General features: G+C 43.9%; 15 protein-coding genes and 1 pseudogene. 15 read left to right on the top strand and 1 reads right to left on the bottom strand.

Annotation, left to right across the window (positions count from 1 at the left end; translation table 11 throughout):
• The first annotated feature begins 50 nt into the window (after window positions 1-50).
• From fabG to BBG47_RS05805, 15 genes and pseudogenes are all read left to right on the top strand, one after another.
• Window positions 51-830, top strand: a complete 780-nt coding sequence (gene fabG, locus BBG47_RS05875; RefSeq protein WP_065290925.1) for a 3-oxoacyl-ACP reductase FabG — start codon at window positions 51-53, stop codon at window positions 828-830.
• Between the two features lie 159 nt (window positions 831-989).
• Window positions 990-1,421: a GNAT family N-acetyltransferase gene (locus tag BBG47_RS05870; protein ID WP_065290924.1), complete on the top strand. Its 432-nt coding sequence runs from the start codon at window positions 990-992 to the stop codon at window positions 1,419-1,421.
• 194 nt (window positions 1,422-1,615) lie between these two features.
• The gene (locus BBG47_RS05865) at window positions 1,616-2,164 is read left to right on the top strand and encodes a GNAT family N-acetyltransferase (RefSeq protein ID WP_065290923.1); all 549 of its coding nucleotides are present in this window, start codon (window positions 1,616-1,618) and stop codon (window positions 2,162-2,164) included.
• A 100-nt stretch (window positions 2,165-2,264) separates the two neighbouring features.
• A complete protein-coding gene (locus BBG47_RS05860) occupies window positions 2,265-3,323 on the top strand; it encodes a right-handed parallel beta-helix repeat-containing protein (protein ID WP_254659753.1) in 1,059 nt (352 codons plus the stop codon).
• 196 nt (window positions 3,324-3,519) lie between these two features.
• Window positions 3,520-4,323, top strand: coding sequence for a 2,4-dienoyl-CoA reductase (fadH, locus tag BBG47_RS05855; RefSeq protein WP_021252412.1), 804 nt, complete (start codon window positions 3,520-3,522; stop codon window positions 4,321-4,323).
• Window positions 4,324-4,559: 236 nt separating this feature from the next.
• The gene (locus BBG47_RS05850) at window positions 4,560-5,177 is read left to right on the top strand and encodes a response regulator transcription factor (protein WP_065290922.1); all 618 of its coding nucleotides are present in this window, start codon (window positions 4,560-4,562) and stop codon (window positions 5,175-5,177) included.
• 133 nt (window positions 5,178-5,310) lie between these two features.
• A complete protein-coding gene (locus tag BBG47_RS05845) occupies window positions 5,311-5,514 on the top strand; it encodes a hypothetical protein (RefSeq protein WP_065290921.1) in 204 nt (67 codons plus the stop codon).
• A gap of 223 nt (window positions 5,515-5,737) precedes the next feature.
• Window positions 5,738-6,397, top strand: a complete 660-nt coding sequence (locus BBG47_RS05840; RefSeq protein WP_065290920.1) for an ATP-binding cassette domain-containing protein — start codon at window positions 5,738-5,740, stop codon at window positions 6,395-6,397.
• A gap of 20 nt (window positions 6,398-6,417) precedes the next feature.
• Window positions 6,418-7,743, top strand: coding sequence for a hypothetical protein (locus BBG47_RS05835; RefSeq protein ID WP_065290919.1), 1,326 nt, complete (start codon window positions 6,418-6,420; stop codon window positions 7,741-7,743).
• Window positions 7,731-7,898: a hypothetical protein gene (locus tag BBG47_RS29835; protein WP_175400489.1), complete on the top strand. Its 168-nt coding sequence runs from the start codon at window positions 7,731-7,733 to the stop codon at window positions 7,896-7,898. Before BBG47_RS05835 ends, BBG47_RS29835 begins: the two co-directional genes overlap by 13 nt.
• Window positions 7,899-8,602: 704 nt before the next feature.
• Window positions 8,603-9,511 (top strand): ABC transporter ATP-binding protein, encoded by a 909-nt coding sequence (locus BBG47_RS05825; protein ID WP_065290917.1) that lies wholly within the window; start codon window positions 8,603-8,605, stop codon window positions 9,509-9,511.
• A gap of 148 nt (window positions 9,512-9,659) precedes the next feature.
• Entirely contained in the window at window positions 9,660-10,820 is a 1,161-nt protein-coding gene (locus tag BBG47_RS05820) for a DUF6348 family protein (RefSeq protein WP_065290916.1), read from the top strand.
• 134 nt (window positions 10,821-10,954) lie between these two features.
• On the top strand, window positions 10,955-12,946 hold the full coding sequence (locus tag BBG47_RS05815) for a S9 family peptidase (protein ID WP_065290915.1): 1,992 nt from the start codon (window positions 10,955-10,957) through the stop codon (window positions 12,944-12,946).
• 249 nt (window positions 12,947-13,195) lie between these two features.
• A pseudogene (locus tag BBG47_RS05810) lies at window positions 13,196-13,369 on the top strand (Lrp/AsnC ligand binding domain-containing protein); the annotation flags it as partial.
• A gap of 11 nt (window positions 13,370-13,380) precedes the next feature.
• Entirely contained in the window at window positions 13,381-14,004 is a 624-nt protein-coding gene (locus BBG47_RS05805; protein ID WP_065290913.1) for a LysE family translocator, read from the top strand.
• Window positions 14,005-14,193: 189 nt separating this feature from the next.
• Here the strand turns inward: BBG47_RS05805 and BBG47_RS05800 are convergent, their stop codons facing one another.
• The gene (locus BBG47_RS05800) at window positions 14,194-15,075 is read right to left on the bottom strand and encodes a cation diffusion facilitator family transporter (protein ID WP_065290952.1); all 882 of its coding nucleotides are present in this window, start codon (window positions 15,073-15,075) and stop codon (window positions 14,194-14,196) included.
• Window positions 15,076-15,216: the final 141 nt, after the last annotated feature.

The raw sequence follows: 15,216 nt of genomic DNA, 5'->3' as shown, positions 1-15,216 counted from the left end.
AAGTACTGGGATATTGTAGCACATATTACAGGGGATAGGAGCGCTTTTACATGCTGACGCCACTGAAGGATAAGACGGTCGTTGTGACTGGAGCAAGCAAAGGAATCGGTAAAGGAATTGCGAGAACATTCGCCGCAAAGGGTGCGAAAGTCGCAGTTGTCGCACGCAGCCTGACGAAAGCGGAGGAAAACGCAACTGAAATTCGAGAGAACGGAGGCGTTGCTCATGCCTTCGAAGGCAATGTCGCCGATTTGGAATCGATGAAGAGCGTTGCGAGCGAAACGGCAAGTACTTTCGGGGGGATTGACGTGCTTTGTGCCAATGCCGGTATTTTTCCGAATGCAACGATTGAGGAGATGACAGGAGAGCATTGGGATCAGGTGATGAACACGAATGCACGCGGGACGCTGTTTTCCCTTCAAGCCTGCCTGCCTTTTTTGAAGAAAGCGGAGTATGGCCGGATTATTGTTACCTCTTCCATTACGGGTCCGGCTACCGGTTATGTCGGATGGTCGCACTACGGTGCGAGCAAAGCCGCTCAGCTTGGATTCATGCGCAGTGCGGCGCTCGAGCTTGCGCGTTACAATATCACAATCAACGCCGTCATGCCCGGTAACATCATGACGGAAGGCTTGGAAGGTCTTGGAGATCATTATCTGAACACGATGACAGCGTCCGTTCCGCTCAAGCGGCTTGGAAGCGTCGAAGATATCGCCTACGCCGCTCTTTTTTTGGCTTCGAGGGAGGCAGGTTATATTACGGGTCAAACCATCATCGTTGATGGCGGTCAGCTTCTTCCAGAGAGTCTGGAAGCGATGGGGCAGAACTGATACATAAAATGATTGAAAACAGGCAGGTTCTTTTGTAATAACCGATTAGAACGGCAAAGGGAGAATATGATGATGTCGTACATGGGTTGGAGCAGTGTAATTAAGATCATTAATAAATCGTGGAAAGGAGCGTGATGAAAAAATAGGAGGATTGTTATTATGAAAAACAGAAAAGCGACAGTAAATGATCATGAGCTCATTTTGAATTTGTGGGATAGATCCGTAACCGCTACCCATCATTTTTTGAAACTTGAAGATAAGCTGGAAATCCGTAAAGAAATCCCTTTGTATTTTCCTCATCTTGATGTGCGTCTTTGGTTTGTTGAAGGCTCTTTCGTCGGCTTTTCGGGTACCAATGAGAACCATTTGGAGATGTTGTTTTTAGATCCCGACGAGATCGGAAAAGGGTACGGAACACAAATCATTCAATTGCTTATCAAGGAGTTTGGGGTAAATTCAGTTGATGTCAATACAGATAATGAGCGTGCAAAAATGTATTATCTGAAAAATGGATTCTCGATCGTAGACGAATCGCAAACGGATAGTAGCGGACGCCCTTATCCGATCTTGCATTTGAAGCTGTCAAAATAGTATGACGAGGTAATCATTTGGCGGAGAATACGCACGTACTCCATTTAAGAAGCGATAGGAAATAGATTTTATAAAAGGATGAGTCCAGAAAGGGTCATTTCCCTAGCTTAAAGACTCATCCTTGTTTGTTTTGTTTAGAAAGTATGCTTGGTTCTAGCTTTCCGGTAACCTGGTTTCAAGGAGGATTATATGAAATGATAATAGATGATAGAGAATTCAACGTTAACGGTCTTAGTTATACGATTCGATCTGCGGTGAACAGCGATGCAACAGCGTTATCTGTAGTAAGAGTGCAAATTGACGGGGAGACCGAAAATATGGATCGCGAACAAGGAGAGGCCTTCATCGATGTCAGCGGATTTGAACAGATAATCAAATCGGATTCCGAGAGCTCAAGAAATTTGTTTCTTGTTGCTGTTATGCAGAATCGTATCGTCGGATTTTCGAGATGCGCAGGAACTTATTTGAAACGGTTCTCACATAAAGTCGAATTCGGAGTATGCGTATTGAAAGAATATTGGGGATACGGCATTGGCAAAAACCTGATGCAGCAGTCGATTGCATGGGCAGAAGCCAATGGGATTAAGAAAATTACGTTGAATGTGCTGGAAACGAATGAAAGTGCGATTCGCCTTTACAAAAAGCTTGGTTTTGAGGTAGAAGGAATTTTAAAAAAGGATAAGCTCTTGTCAGACGGTCATTATTATAACACGATCGTAATGGCACGATTTTCAGCTGAATAACATCCACGATAGCTATAACTGCTGCAATTGTAAATTGTATCGTATGAACCCTCTGTCAGAAAAGTATATTTAAGTATCAATACGATGAGGAGGAATGGGGATGCGAATAGCTGATCCGTGTACGTTGCGATCACAACGAGGATGGATGTACGGCCTGATTTTGTTACTAGTAATTAGCTCAGTACCAACCCAAGCTTTAGCTTGGAGCAGTAGTGCTGGGGAACCATTATCAGCAAGCATCAGAATTGATGTGAAGGAGATAACTTGCAATACGGCATCCTGTTTATCCAAGGCATTGAAGAGTGTTAGTCCAGGGAGCTCTATCGTGCTTGCGCCGGGAACATATACGGGTAGTTTTTCCTCAGACATTAATGGATCATCTGGCCAGCCTATTGTAATTCGCAGTGCTGACCCTACCAATCCTGCTGTACTATCCGGAACTTCAACCTCATCGGGATATACCCTGCGGGTACGAGGCGATTATTGGGAGATACGCAATCTCAAATTTACGAATGCACAGAAGGGTATCATCCTGGATCATTCCAATTATTCGCTCATCAGCGATGTAGAAGTGTACAATACAGGCATGGAGGGTGTGCATTTCCGAGATGGCAGCTCATACAACACGATACAGAACTCAAGCATCCATCACACAGGAAGAACGTCTCCTGGATATGGGGAAGGTGTATACGTGGGTTCTGCTGAAGGGGCTGGCTACAATCAAGCGACGCACTACAACACCATACGCAATGTTGGATTTGGCCCTCATGTCACTGCTGAATATGTTGATATTAAGGAAAGAACAATCGGAACTATTGTGGAAAATTGCACATTTTACGGCGAGGGAATCAGTGGGGCGAACTATGCGGACAGCTTTATCGATGTGAAGGGCAATGATGCCATCATACGCAATAATGTGGGGTATCAGGGAAACAACAATGTGATCGTAGATGCTTTCCAGCTCCATGAGGTTGTAACCGGATGGGGAATCAACAATCAATTCATGAATAACACCGTGTACATGGATAATGCAGATGCCTACGTCATTGCTGCATATAATCATTCAAGTGCTCAAGCAGCCAATACGGTTCGATCCCCCGCTGGGAATATGTATAGAGGCAATATAACTATACATGTAACCGATGTTCAAATGAAATAAGTGGGAGAGCGTTTACAGATATAAATACGTGTGGTATGGTAAATGTAAAATTATGTATTGTATTCGCTTGCATAATATCAACAAGGTGACGATCGGATAAGATTGCGAACTACCTAGTGTGATGCCTCATTTCCGATCTGCTCAGAATGGAAGCAGAAACCTGTGTGCGATGAAGCAAATAAGGGGGAACGCAGAAATGGAGCAAGATCTTTTGCAGGGTAAAGTGGCTATAATTACGGGAGGATCATCCGGGATGGGGAAGGATATGGCATTCTACTTTGCTCGTCTTGGAGCCTCAGTCATGATTTGTGGTAGGAGCATGGAACGATTGCGTCCAGTCGTAGAAGAAATCACATCGCATGGAGGAAAGGCAAAGGCATATGAGTGCGATGTACGTGATCCCGAAACGGTGCAAGCCATGGTGCATGAAACGGTACAGACATGGGGCGGCATTGACATTCTCGTGAATAATGCGGCAGGCAATTTCGTGTGCAGGGCCGAGGATTTGACCGTGAATGGCTGGAACGCAGTGGAGAATATCGTACTTAACGGAACATGGTACTGCAGTCAGGCTGTTGGAAAACAAATGATTGCGGCTGGTAATGGAGGCGCGATTCTTAATATTGTTGCCAGTTATGCTTGGACAGGAGGTCCAGGAGTCGTGCATTCCGCTTCCGCGAAGGCTGGAGTTATTGCCATGTCGCGCACGCTTGCTTCAGAATGGGGGAAATACGGAATCCGCATCAACTGTCTCGCACCAGGCCCGATTGAAGGAACCGGCGGAATTGAGAAGCTGATGGCCAATGAGCAAATGAAGGAAGCGGTAATTGATAACGTTGCACTGAAGCGATTAGGGACGAAAGAGGAAATTTCTTCTGTCGCAGCTTTCTTGGTCTCCCGCTACTCTTCCTTCATTACGGGTGACGTGATTACCGTGGACGGCGGTAGCTGGCTGGATAAAGGCTTTCTTCACCAGTGGGAACGTACTGGAGCAATGTAAGACAGCATACCGTTCTGATGATGAGTATTACGAGGACATAATTAAAACGACTTCTTTATGAGGAAGTCGTTTTAATTATGCATGACAGGAAACGATAAATCAGAAATGATACAAATTGTACAGCGAGATATTGTTGACAGAAGAAGGATAGTGGACTACCATGTATATGGGGATAATTTCCTATTATAGTATTATATGAAATAATTTTCATAGGATATAAGGAGGTTGCAATTATAGTGGATGTTTGTAAAGTGTTAATTGTTTGCGATCACCCTTTAAAAGCATCTGCATTAAAAGAAATTGTGGAAGGAGTCAGTCTTACAGAGGCAATGTTATTGGAGGATCCCGACAAATCGGTATTTGACCAATTGCCAAATGTCAATATAGATGTGGCGCTAGTGGCGATGGAAGAATTCGATAATCAATTGGATATCATTTCGATCATAAATAAAACTCTACCCGTATCGAAAATCGTTGTAATTTCAGATCATATCTCATTCTATCACATGTCAGAGCTGGGTTTAAGCGGTATTCTTCCTAGGAAATCGAAAAAGAATCAGATCACTAGAATGATCAGTACGGTTATACGCGGGGAAACGATTGTCCCCATCTCCAGCATAACCCAACTATACTCTCCCAATGACCGCATGACAGCACTGACCGTGCATGAACAACGTATCTTGTCTTTTGTCCTCCGCAAATTTACGAATATGCAAATTGCAAAACAGCTTTTTGTAAGTACTAGAACCGTCGAAAACTACTTGAGGCGAATCTATGACAAGCTGGGCGTGCGTTCAAGAGGGGAATGCATCGAGATGATGAAGAGGAGAAACATTCATCAGTCAAACTTGTAAAACCGAAGAGACTGTTGCGGGATACCGAAGCAAAAAATTCGCTTTCCACCTAATTCCAATTTCGGAATAGTAACCCTTATATTTGAGGTAGGCAGCAAATATAGGTTGAAACTACCAAAATGGAGGGATTTGAATGGGTGCTTTGATTTCAAGAATTGCTCGGTATTTGATCAGCAGATGGAATGGTCTCAGCAGTTGGGTGAAGAAAGCAATTGAGTACATTGCAGGATCGGCGATCGTTGAGGCGATTATGAACGGATACGATGCTTTGGTGAACTACTTGTCCGGTTTCGGCCAGTCCGTGTTGGAAGCTATTGCACGCATTTTGGGGCTGTAATAAAGAAAACGCTTAGCACGCTACGATATGAACCTATCATCCCGGTTCAAGAATAGAAGAGGCGTCATCTATACTTGTTCATCATTACATGCTAAGCGGGTATGACGCAAAAGGAATAACTTGCCGGTTGCTTCCTTTTGCCTGGTATTGATATCTGATTTGTCGATAACCTATATTTGCTGCCGTCACCACATATTACATTATATTGGGGAAGAATTCAAATATGCCACATTCTACTTTAGAAGTTTCTAATTTATCCAAGGCATTTCAAAAGCAATCGTTATTCGAAAACGTAAACCTTCAAATCCACTCGGGAGAAATTTGCGCTCTCGTCGGCAAGAATGGGATGGGGAAGACCATATTTTTAAAATGCATATTAGGTTATGAACCGTTCGATGACGGAGAAGTTACGATTGCCGGTCACCATTTGAACAATCGTGAACAGATTAGGCTGCACTCCGCCTATATCCCGTCTGACGGTCATGACCTATGCGACTTGCTGACTCCCATGGAATATTATCGATTCATAGTAGCTGTTTATCAGTTGCCTGAAAAAGAAACGCTGCATTATGCCCATGATCTTTCCAAACGGCTAGGAATAGAATCCCACCTTGAACGGCTAATGAAGGAATTGTCTTTTGGAACGAAAAAGAAAGCCCTGCTTCTAGGCGCGTTATTATATGATCCTGCATTATTGATATGTGATGAGATATTTGAGGGACTTGATCAATCTTCAGTGGAAGCCGTGATCAGTCTATTTCAAGAACGTGCTAGGAATAATAGGTCTGTATTATTTACGACTCATTTGCAAGACTTGCTCGAAGCAGTATCTACAGTCGTGTACCGGATAGAGAACAATCAGATTATGCAGATAGCCAAATAGCGAGTGAGGACAGAGACGTTATGTTAATGAAGGAATATCGGCAGCTTTATTCGAGAATACTTGGGTATTCGTTTTCGTGGGCGCTGTCGATTATCAGCGCTCTAATTGCAGGGGGATTGGCGTTCGTAGCCTTATTGTATGTAACAGATACAGAGCTTGTTTTGAAATCCATTCCTTCCATACTTTTCTTTTTGCATGTCATTGCAATTTTTATGGAAGACCCGAAAAAAGGGAACATGGGCCACTTGTTTTCGTTTCTAAAGACGACACCTCTAAGAAAAGCACTTATTATTCGGATGAATTATGTATGCAAAGTTTTAAATCTTGATCAAATGCTGTTATATGCAGTTTTCATTCTTGTTTTTCTTTTGTGCCAGGTTGCGTGGGTAGACGTGCTGATTTTGTTTACAAGGCTGTTCATCATGCTCTTTATAGCTCAGATGATTGAGTATGTTTACATATTTTATAAAGAAAAATTTCTTTATCATTTTGCGTTTCCGGTTCTTTTGCTGGTTATCAGCTTACTCGTCAGCAATGCAAAACAACTTCAGTATCACATACAGGTGATTTTCAGCCATTATTTCGATATAATAATAATATCTGGATTTGTTTTGACCGCCATCATTTGCCCCATCATTGTGTCCAAATTGCTAGTAGCTCAAAAAAAGTCTGTCCCCGCTGCCGTAATTCGGTTAAGCCGTTCAATGTCTAAGCTCTCCCACATCTATGTCATGCCTTCGCAATGGAAATCGCTTATGGGATATCAATTATTGGCTTACGTACGAAATATTCAAATTTTATCGAAGTATGCTCTTATCGCATCATTGACCGTAGCATATTCTACGTTTAGCTATATGCTGCGAGAGGACACGAACAGCTCGATAAACTTCATGGTAATGGCCTATATTATGAGTATTTACTTCTTCAGTGAGATTCGATTGAATTTTCTACTTGAAAAGCACTCGCTGCTGCGTTTTTTTCCGGTTTCCACATTTGTGGAAAGAAGGATCGTGCAGAGCTGCGGGCTGCTGTTTGTCTGTTTATTCGGATCAATCGGCTTCATTTACAGATACATGCTAATGGACATTTCAATCATTGTATTGGCAAAAAGCCTTCTTTACTTAAATTTCTGCTATTTGATCGGCACCCGATTCCGTATTGCAAGTCCTCCTATTTCGAAAGTACATAGGTTGAAACTAGTTGCGTTATACAGTGCATTATGCCTGTTAGCGTTAGTTATCATTTATAACTTTCATATAATCATCGACGTGTTCATCATTATTGCATTTGGCTGGCAGGCAAGCAGAAAAAGAAATAAAAGGGAGGAGATAACATGGCGCATCTAATTATACTTATCGGCCTTATTGGTTACATCGTGTTTCGCTCAAGTACGCCTTATCAGTATATTTTTGTCGTTATTATGATCGTTGGCTTGGTTATGGCGTTCACGGGGAACAGAAAAAAGAAAGGCGTAGATCAGGTTGAGCATCATGACAAATAAAGAAAAGGGGGCGGACTGACCGGCATGTACGCAATTGCAAAGAGGGAATTTTTGACGTTATTCAAAAGCTTTAAATCCGTTGCGATAGTGCTATTGTTTTGTGTCGTTGCTTTCTTCATATCGAATTTCGTGAAAAATAATCCAGGTTTGATGTTCGGAGAGGAATCAAATCCCTATGTATCAGGTATTCGTTTCCTTGTAACGGTGCTCGGTTTTTTATTTGTCTTAACCCTTTCCCACGATACGATTAATCGGGAAGTGGAGAGCCAAACCATTCGATTTGTCGTGACTAAAGTACCGAAGACATCCATCGTTTTCGGGAAATATCTCGGCATTTTATTGTTTTGGGCAGTATGTCTGGCCTGTTCATTCATAGTCATTTTCCTAAGTATCGGGCAGCTTTATGTTTTAGAATATATTCGACTAATCGTGTTTATTTCGTTTGCCGTCGGAGTGAATATGCTGTTATCCACAATCATTCCCAAAGGTAGTTATTCGATTTTCGCGAGTTTGCTGTGTGGATTACTGTTACCAGCCGCTGGAATGTGGAGCGTTTTTACGGAAAATCAAGCATCTCAGCTCGTTAAATATGCAACTCCTTATTTTTATCTCATTGAATCGAACTGGAAATCCTATTTTCCGTTCGTGATTTCCATCCTGTTTGTATATGTGTCCATTTTCATTTTCAGGAGGAAGGACTTATAATGAATGCGCTCGAGGTACATGGTCTGAAAAAGAAATATAAAGATACATATGTCGTTAAGGGGGTTACATTTGAAGTAAAGCGTGGGGAATTGTTCGGATTTCTTGGCAAAAACGGAGCGGGGAAGTCAACGACTATCAATATGCTGACCGGGATTGTTCGTCCGACGGAAGGCAGTATTCATATACTGGGGGAGAATCATGCCCGGATTAACGAAATCAAAAGCAAGATTGGCGTTATGCCGGATGCGGCTAATTATTATTATGACATGACCGCACTTGGGCACCTGATTTATTTTTCTGAATTGAAACGAACGAGATTGAAACGGGATGAACTCGTTGAGCTCTTGGGAAGCGTGGGTTTGCGAGGTCATGAAGAAAGCAAGGTAAGAGGGTTTTCGTTTGGCATGAAAAAAAAGCTCGGTATAGCGCAAGCGCTGCTCGGCGACCCGGAACTTATTTTCCTTGATGAACCTACTTCTGGACTAGATCCCGAATCGGCAGTCGATATTCAGCAAATCATTCGAAACCTTCATAGTCAAGGCAAGACGATTTTTTTAACCTCCCATAATCTCCACGAAGTGGAGATGTTATGCAGTAGAATCGCCATTATGGAACAGGGCGTCATTACCAAATACGGCACGATGGAAGACCTAAGAAAGGAATATCAGCAGCATATCGAATTATTCTGTAAAATCAGTCCTTTGTCTTCCGAGCAGGGGGAACATATAAAAAAGCAACTCATCGATATCGCAGAGAACCTTGCTGTTTCAGAAAGGGAAATCACTTGCACAATCACTGATGAGGAAGCCATCCCTGATATCGTGCAAACGTTGGTGGACAACAAAGTGCGTCTTTATAAATTGGAGCCGAAGCAAGTTACGCTAGAGGATATTTTCTTTGAAAAATAGTTGCAGCAAAAAATTGAACAGGTGAAACGGATAGAGGCAGCATCAGCGATGCTGCTGTTTTCTTTTTGTGTGTCACTCGGCAGCCCTGAAATATGGTATCCTTTGATAAAGCATATGAGCAAGCAGACATATAGGGAGGAGCCGCAAGATGACGAGAGAACAAGAAATCGCGCTGGATTGGGAAGAAGAAAAGATTGATGACCCCGCACATTTTTTGCTTCATCAAGGGATGAGAGGTATTTTTGAGGCTGAGGAAATGATAGAAGGGGACTGCATCATCATCCCGAAATGGAACCTTACGATACGTCCTCATGTGGCGAAGTGGACGGATCAGACTGTCATGCTACAGTTTCAAGTAAGTTCACCGAAATGGGATCGCGATATTTTCGAAACGACGGCGGGCATCGGTAGTAATCTAAAAAATGCATTCGGTACCGCAATAGGCGGCTTTGCCTTCTCCTTAATGGAAGGAATCGCCTCCATGGAGCAGGACAGAAATCCTGAGATGCTGCATACGACATACGGAGACACCGTGCATGACTGGAAGGCCTATAAGAGCAATATCGTCGGCCTAGGAGAATCATCGCCTGAGATGGAAGAATCCCCGTATTGGGAAACGCTTAAGGACGAAATCGCGAAGAGAGTCGGCGATCAGAAGCTGTGCTATATCAAAATCTATGCTGCTAAGCATGGAGACGACATTACTGGCGAATGCCGCATAAATGATATTTCGAGTCCCGAACTGGGGCAAATGATAGCGGATATCGCTGGTAAGTGGCAGGTGGAAGGCTTTGCATCTCAGAAGCAGTTTATTTTCTTACAGCAGTCGGAGGACACATATACACCGTATCCATATCAGCCGAAGCAAATTGAGGATGCCACGCATACAGCGGTACGCCTCTTCATGGAGTGCGATACGCAGGAGAAGTACGACAGTTTCCCGGATTTATTGGCTGAGAGATTGCAGGATGCTGATTTAGCCCAAGAGCTATACGCCTTTTTGCCTGAGATCTGTGCAGAGCATGCTTTCGATATGCTTACTTACAACGAAGAGATGCTTTTGTATAGGGGAGATGAATCCTTCCGTGTGTATCGGACTCAATTTGCCAGCTATTTTATGATTTCTGCTGCATTGTTTGAGGGCTTCCGTACAGGAGAATTTGATGATGACATATACAAGCAATATATAAGTGTCAGCTCTATTTACAACGTAATTTGCCAAGCGAAGGAGCAGGGAGCGGACTTGGTGAAGGATGGCGGTGTCTTGACGCTTTCTTACGGAATGTCGGAGCAATATCGATTTAGATGAGGAAAGAGAGACGCGTACGAGTTTATTAGCCTGTTGCGAGAATGGGAACAGTAGGCGGAAGTTAGCTCGAATGCACTTGTCTTTTCCAGGAAAAGAATGCCATACTATGTATATCAATCATGGGAGGTGTTGCAATGGAACGTCGTACCATCACAGCAGAAGATTTGTACCAGTTCGTCTGGTTGTCTGATCCGGATGTCAATCCTGCAGACGGAACGATTGCTTATGTAGCGAAGCAGGTCAATGAAGAGAAGAGCGGTTATCGCTCGCGCATACATATCTCGTCAGCAGATGGAACGAAGAGCAAGGTATTTACCCATGGAGAGCAGGATAGCGCTCCGGTCTGGTCGCCGGATGGCCAGAAGCTGGCCTTTCTTCGCAAGAAGGATAAGCACCAGCAGATTTGGACAATGGCAGCTGATGGTGGCGAAGCAGAAGCGATTACAAGTGCGGAGTTCGGAGTAAGCGCATTCTCATGGTCGCCGGATGGTTCCCGACTGTTGTACACAGCGAGTATCGATTCTTCCAAGAAAGAAGAGAAGGAGCAGCTTGCGGACGACAGTCAGAAGTCAGCCAAGCAGGTGATCGTTGTTGATCGGTTAAGATGCAAGGCCGATGGAAGAGGTTTGCTGGACGACAAGCGCACTCATTTATTTGTTCATCATATCGAAACAGGCCAATCCGTTCAATTGACTTCCGGAGATTATGATGTCCATGATTCCGTATGGTCACCAGACGGGAAGGAAGTGGCCTTTTCCACGAATCGTGTTGAGGATAAAGAAGTTGACCCTGATCTGGTTCTTAGTCAATTCATTTATATCATAAACTGTGAGGATAGAGTGTGCCGCCGTATAACGGAATCTGGTCTCGTCATCGGGAAGCTTGCATTCTCGCCGGACGGCCAATCGATTGCATTCTATGGACATGACCGACAATACGAGAACGCCACCCTGCTTAAGGTATACATCGTACCAGCAGCAGGAGGAGCACCTGAATGCGTTACTGCCGACCTTGATCTGTACGTAGGCAATGCAGCAGTTACCGATATGAAGGGTCTTGGATCCGCGCCACTCGTCTTTACATCAGACGGTTCTGCTGTATACTCGCTTGTCTCAGCTGAAGGCAATGTACAGCTCGCACGGATCTCGTTAGAAGGTAGCTGTGAATATGTAACGGTCGGTGATCGGGAGATATCTCAATTTACGATCACGAAGGACGGAGAGCAGATTGTATTCATTTCGGCTGATATGCTGCAGCCCGGAGAGCTATTCATCAAGAATTTGGGCACAGGGCAAGAACAGCTGATTGAAGCCCCGAACGAACGTTTACTAGCGGAACTGACGCTAAGCCAGCCGGAATCGTTCTGGTTCCAGACAACCGACGGCTGGAAGGTGCAAGCTTGGATCATGAAGCCACCAGCAATGTCTGCAGGCGATAAGGTACCGACAATTGTTGAAATTCATGGCGGCCCGCATACGATGTATGCGAATTCCTTCATGCATGAGTTCCAACTGCTTGCCGCTCAAGGTTATGCGGTTCTGTATTCGAATCCGCGCGGGAGCCTCGGTTATGGCCAGAAGTTCGTGGATGCTTGCCGTGGGGATTATGGCGGGAAGGACTACGAGGACATTATGGAATCCGTTGATCAGGCGATTGCCCGCTACGACTTCATCGATGAAGATAGACTTGGCGTTACGGGCGGCAGCTATGGCGGATTCATGACGAACTGGGTTGTCGGCCATACGAATCGTTTCAAGGGAGCTGTTACACAGCGTTCGATCTCGAACTGGTTCTCATTCTATGGGGTTAGCGATATCGGTTATTTCTTTACCGAGTATCAGATCTGTGCACAGCCATGGGAAGACCCGGAGAAGCTCTGGAAGCATTCACCGCTCGCCTATGTTGACAATGTGCAGACACCGCTCCTTATTTTGCACGGAGAGCAGGATTTGCGCTGTCCAATCGAGCAGGCTGAGCAGCTATATGTGGCCTTGAAGCGTCTGGGCAAGACTACGCAGCTCGTGCGATTCCCTGATGCGAATCATGATCTATCGCGCAACGGGCACCCAGAGCTTCGTGTAGAACGTCTGAACCGGATTGTTGGCTGGATGAAGCAATATGTGTAGGTCTACCAAAACAATAGTCCTTCTAGCAATCATTAAATTCGAATAGGAAATGGAGAAGAACAGATTGGAAAGGATGTGCTTTCCATCTGTTCTTTTTTATATGATTAATTGAATCGATCTTTTCAACTAAAATGTTAAGCTACATTGCCAACTTATATCTGATTGAATTAACAAATTTAGATGAATAAAAATTCTAGCATTAAAATTTATGTATTTATGGTTAGGCAAGCAGTTGTCGCGTGCAAGCCTGTACTCGAATGTCATCATGTGGCCGGCCAATACGACTATTTATTGAAGGTACTGGTTGCAGATACGCAGGAATTGGAACATTTCATATCACATACGCTGAAAAATATGATCGGTGTTCAGAGCAGTAATACGATTATTTCCCTTTCTTCTCTGAAAGAAAATATAAATCTGTAGGGGATCGAGTGATGTTGAAGAAGGGGTTCCTCTTTGGAATGGCACTGCAGTTCGCCGTAGGGCCAGTGTGCATTTTTATTTTTCAGACCGCCACATTACAGGGTTTTCTAACTGCTGTAACCGCAGTGCTGGGTACTGCTTTTGTTGATGGGGTGTTTATGTTGGCCGCGATTTATGGTGTAGCAGCAGCAATGAAGTTCAAACGAATCAAAATGGGATTTAACATTTTTGGAGCTATCGTCTTGTGCCTATTCGGTATGAGCTTTGTTTCGGACGCGCTGAGCGCTAATGCATATTTTTTCAGATTAGACAACATGGTTCATTCAAGTACAAATAGCGCTTTTTTGCCTGCGATCCTATTGGTCGCTTCAAACCCGCTCACCATCGTTTTTTGGGCGGGAGTATTTTCGACAAGGGTGCTCGAAGAAGAGTTGAGGAAGAGGGAGGTTTACGTATTTAGTTTGGGAGCTTTATTTTCTACACTCTTTTTTTTAACTTTGGTCGCATATCTCGGGGCCTGGGCGGGGAGCTTTGTAACACCCGTAATGATGCGAGGCATGAGTATAATAGCTGGAATACTATTTATTGGTCTTGGAGCTAAGTCATTATTGAAGGTGAGGGAGGTTGGGTGCTGAATATTGATACCGGACTTATCGACAATTCAAGTAGTTCAACAATCCCATCCACTTCATACAATGCAAGAACAATCCGTTGACCAGAAATGGGGGGAACCGTTAATTATGTATTTGGATTGTTGCGATATGCGCCAAGAATCATGAAAACAAAGACAGGGCAATCCCGAGGATGGGATCTGCCCTGTCTATTTATTGATGAGCAAGTCTATCTCTCCGTTCATGCTCAGGCTCAATATGAATTAATACTTCTGCACGTTCGAATGCGCTCTGAATCGTATGCTCAATTTCGTCACATAGTTGATGTGCGGTCGCGATATCCATTCCAGAGGGCACTACAAGGTGGAAATCTACGTATTCAACAGGGCCGGAACGTCTCGTACGAAAATCGTGATATTCAATATACTTATCCTTATGAAGCAGAATGAGTTGTTGAAGCTGCTGCTCTTCTTCTTCGGTTAGTCTGGCATCGATCAGGGGAGGGAAGGATTCCTTCATCAGCGTGAAAGCTTCCTTCATAATGTACAACGCAAGAATTATCCCGATGATCGGATCTAATATAGTCCACCCCGTCAATGTAACAAGAAGCAAGCTTGCCCCAACACCCAGCGATGTATACACATCTGTGAGCAAATGCAGAGCATTTGATTTCATTGCTACAGAATGAAGCTTATCCGCAGTTTTGCCGACTTTTTTTGCAACAATAAAATTAATGGCCGCCCCAACAAACATCACCGCAATCCCCAAGTAAGGCATCTCGATTTCCGCAGGCTGCATGATTTTGTGGGCGCACTCGTAAATAATCCAGATGCCTGCTGCAAATATAAGCAGGGTTTCAATAGTTCCAGAAATATTCTCAACTTTCCCGTGTCCATAGGGATGGTTGCGATCCGCAGATCGACTTGAAATGCGTACAGAGTAGAACGCAATCACGGAAGCTGCTAAATCTAAAAAGGAATGGATCGCTTCGGAAATAATCGCAATAGATCCTGTTAAGATTCCAACGACTAGCTTTAATATGACGATCGTCGTGTTACTAAGCACAGATAGAAATGCAACCTTTTGACCGTTCAAGATTATCACCCTTACTTTTTACATTGTTTTCTAATTCCACCTTAACAGATGAAAATCGTGTGGGTCTACAGAAACCTTTTTTCGTGATTTCAGCTAAATAGGGGCAGCGGAAAAGAGTTGATGTGATGCAAAAAGTTTGCA

This window comes from Paenibacillus sp. KS1 (genome assembly GCF_001680695.1).
Classification (GTDB): Bacteria; Bacillota; Bacilli; order Paenibacillales; family Paenibacillaceae; genus Paenibacillus_B; species Paenibacillus_B suaedae.
This window is presented reverse-complemented; position numbering and strand designations above follow the sequence as displayed.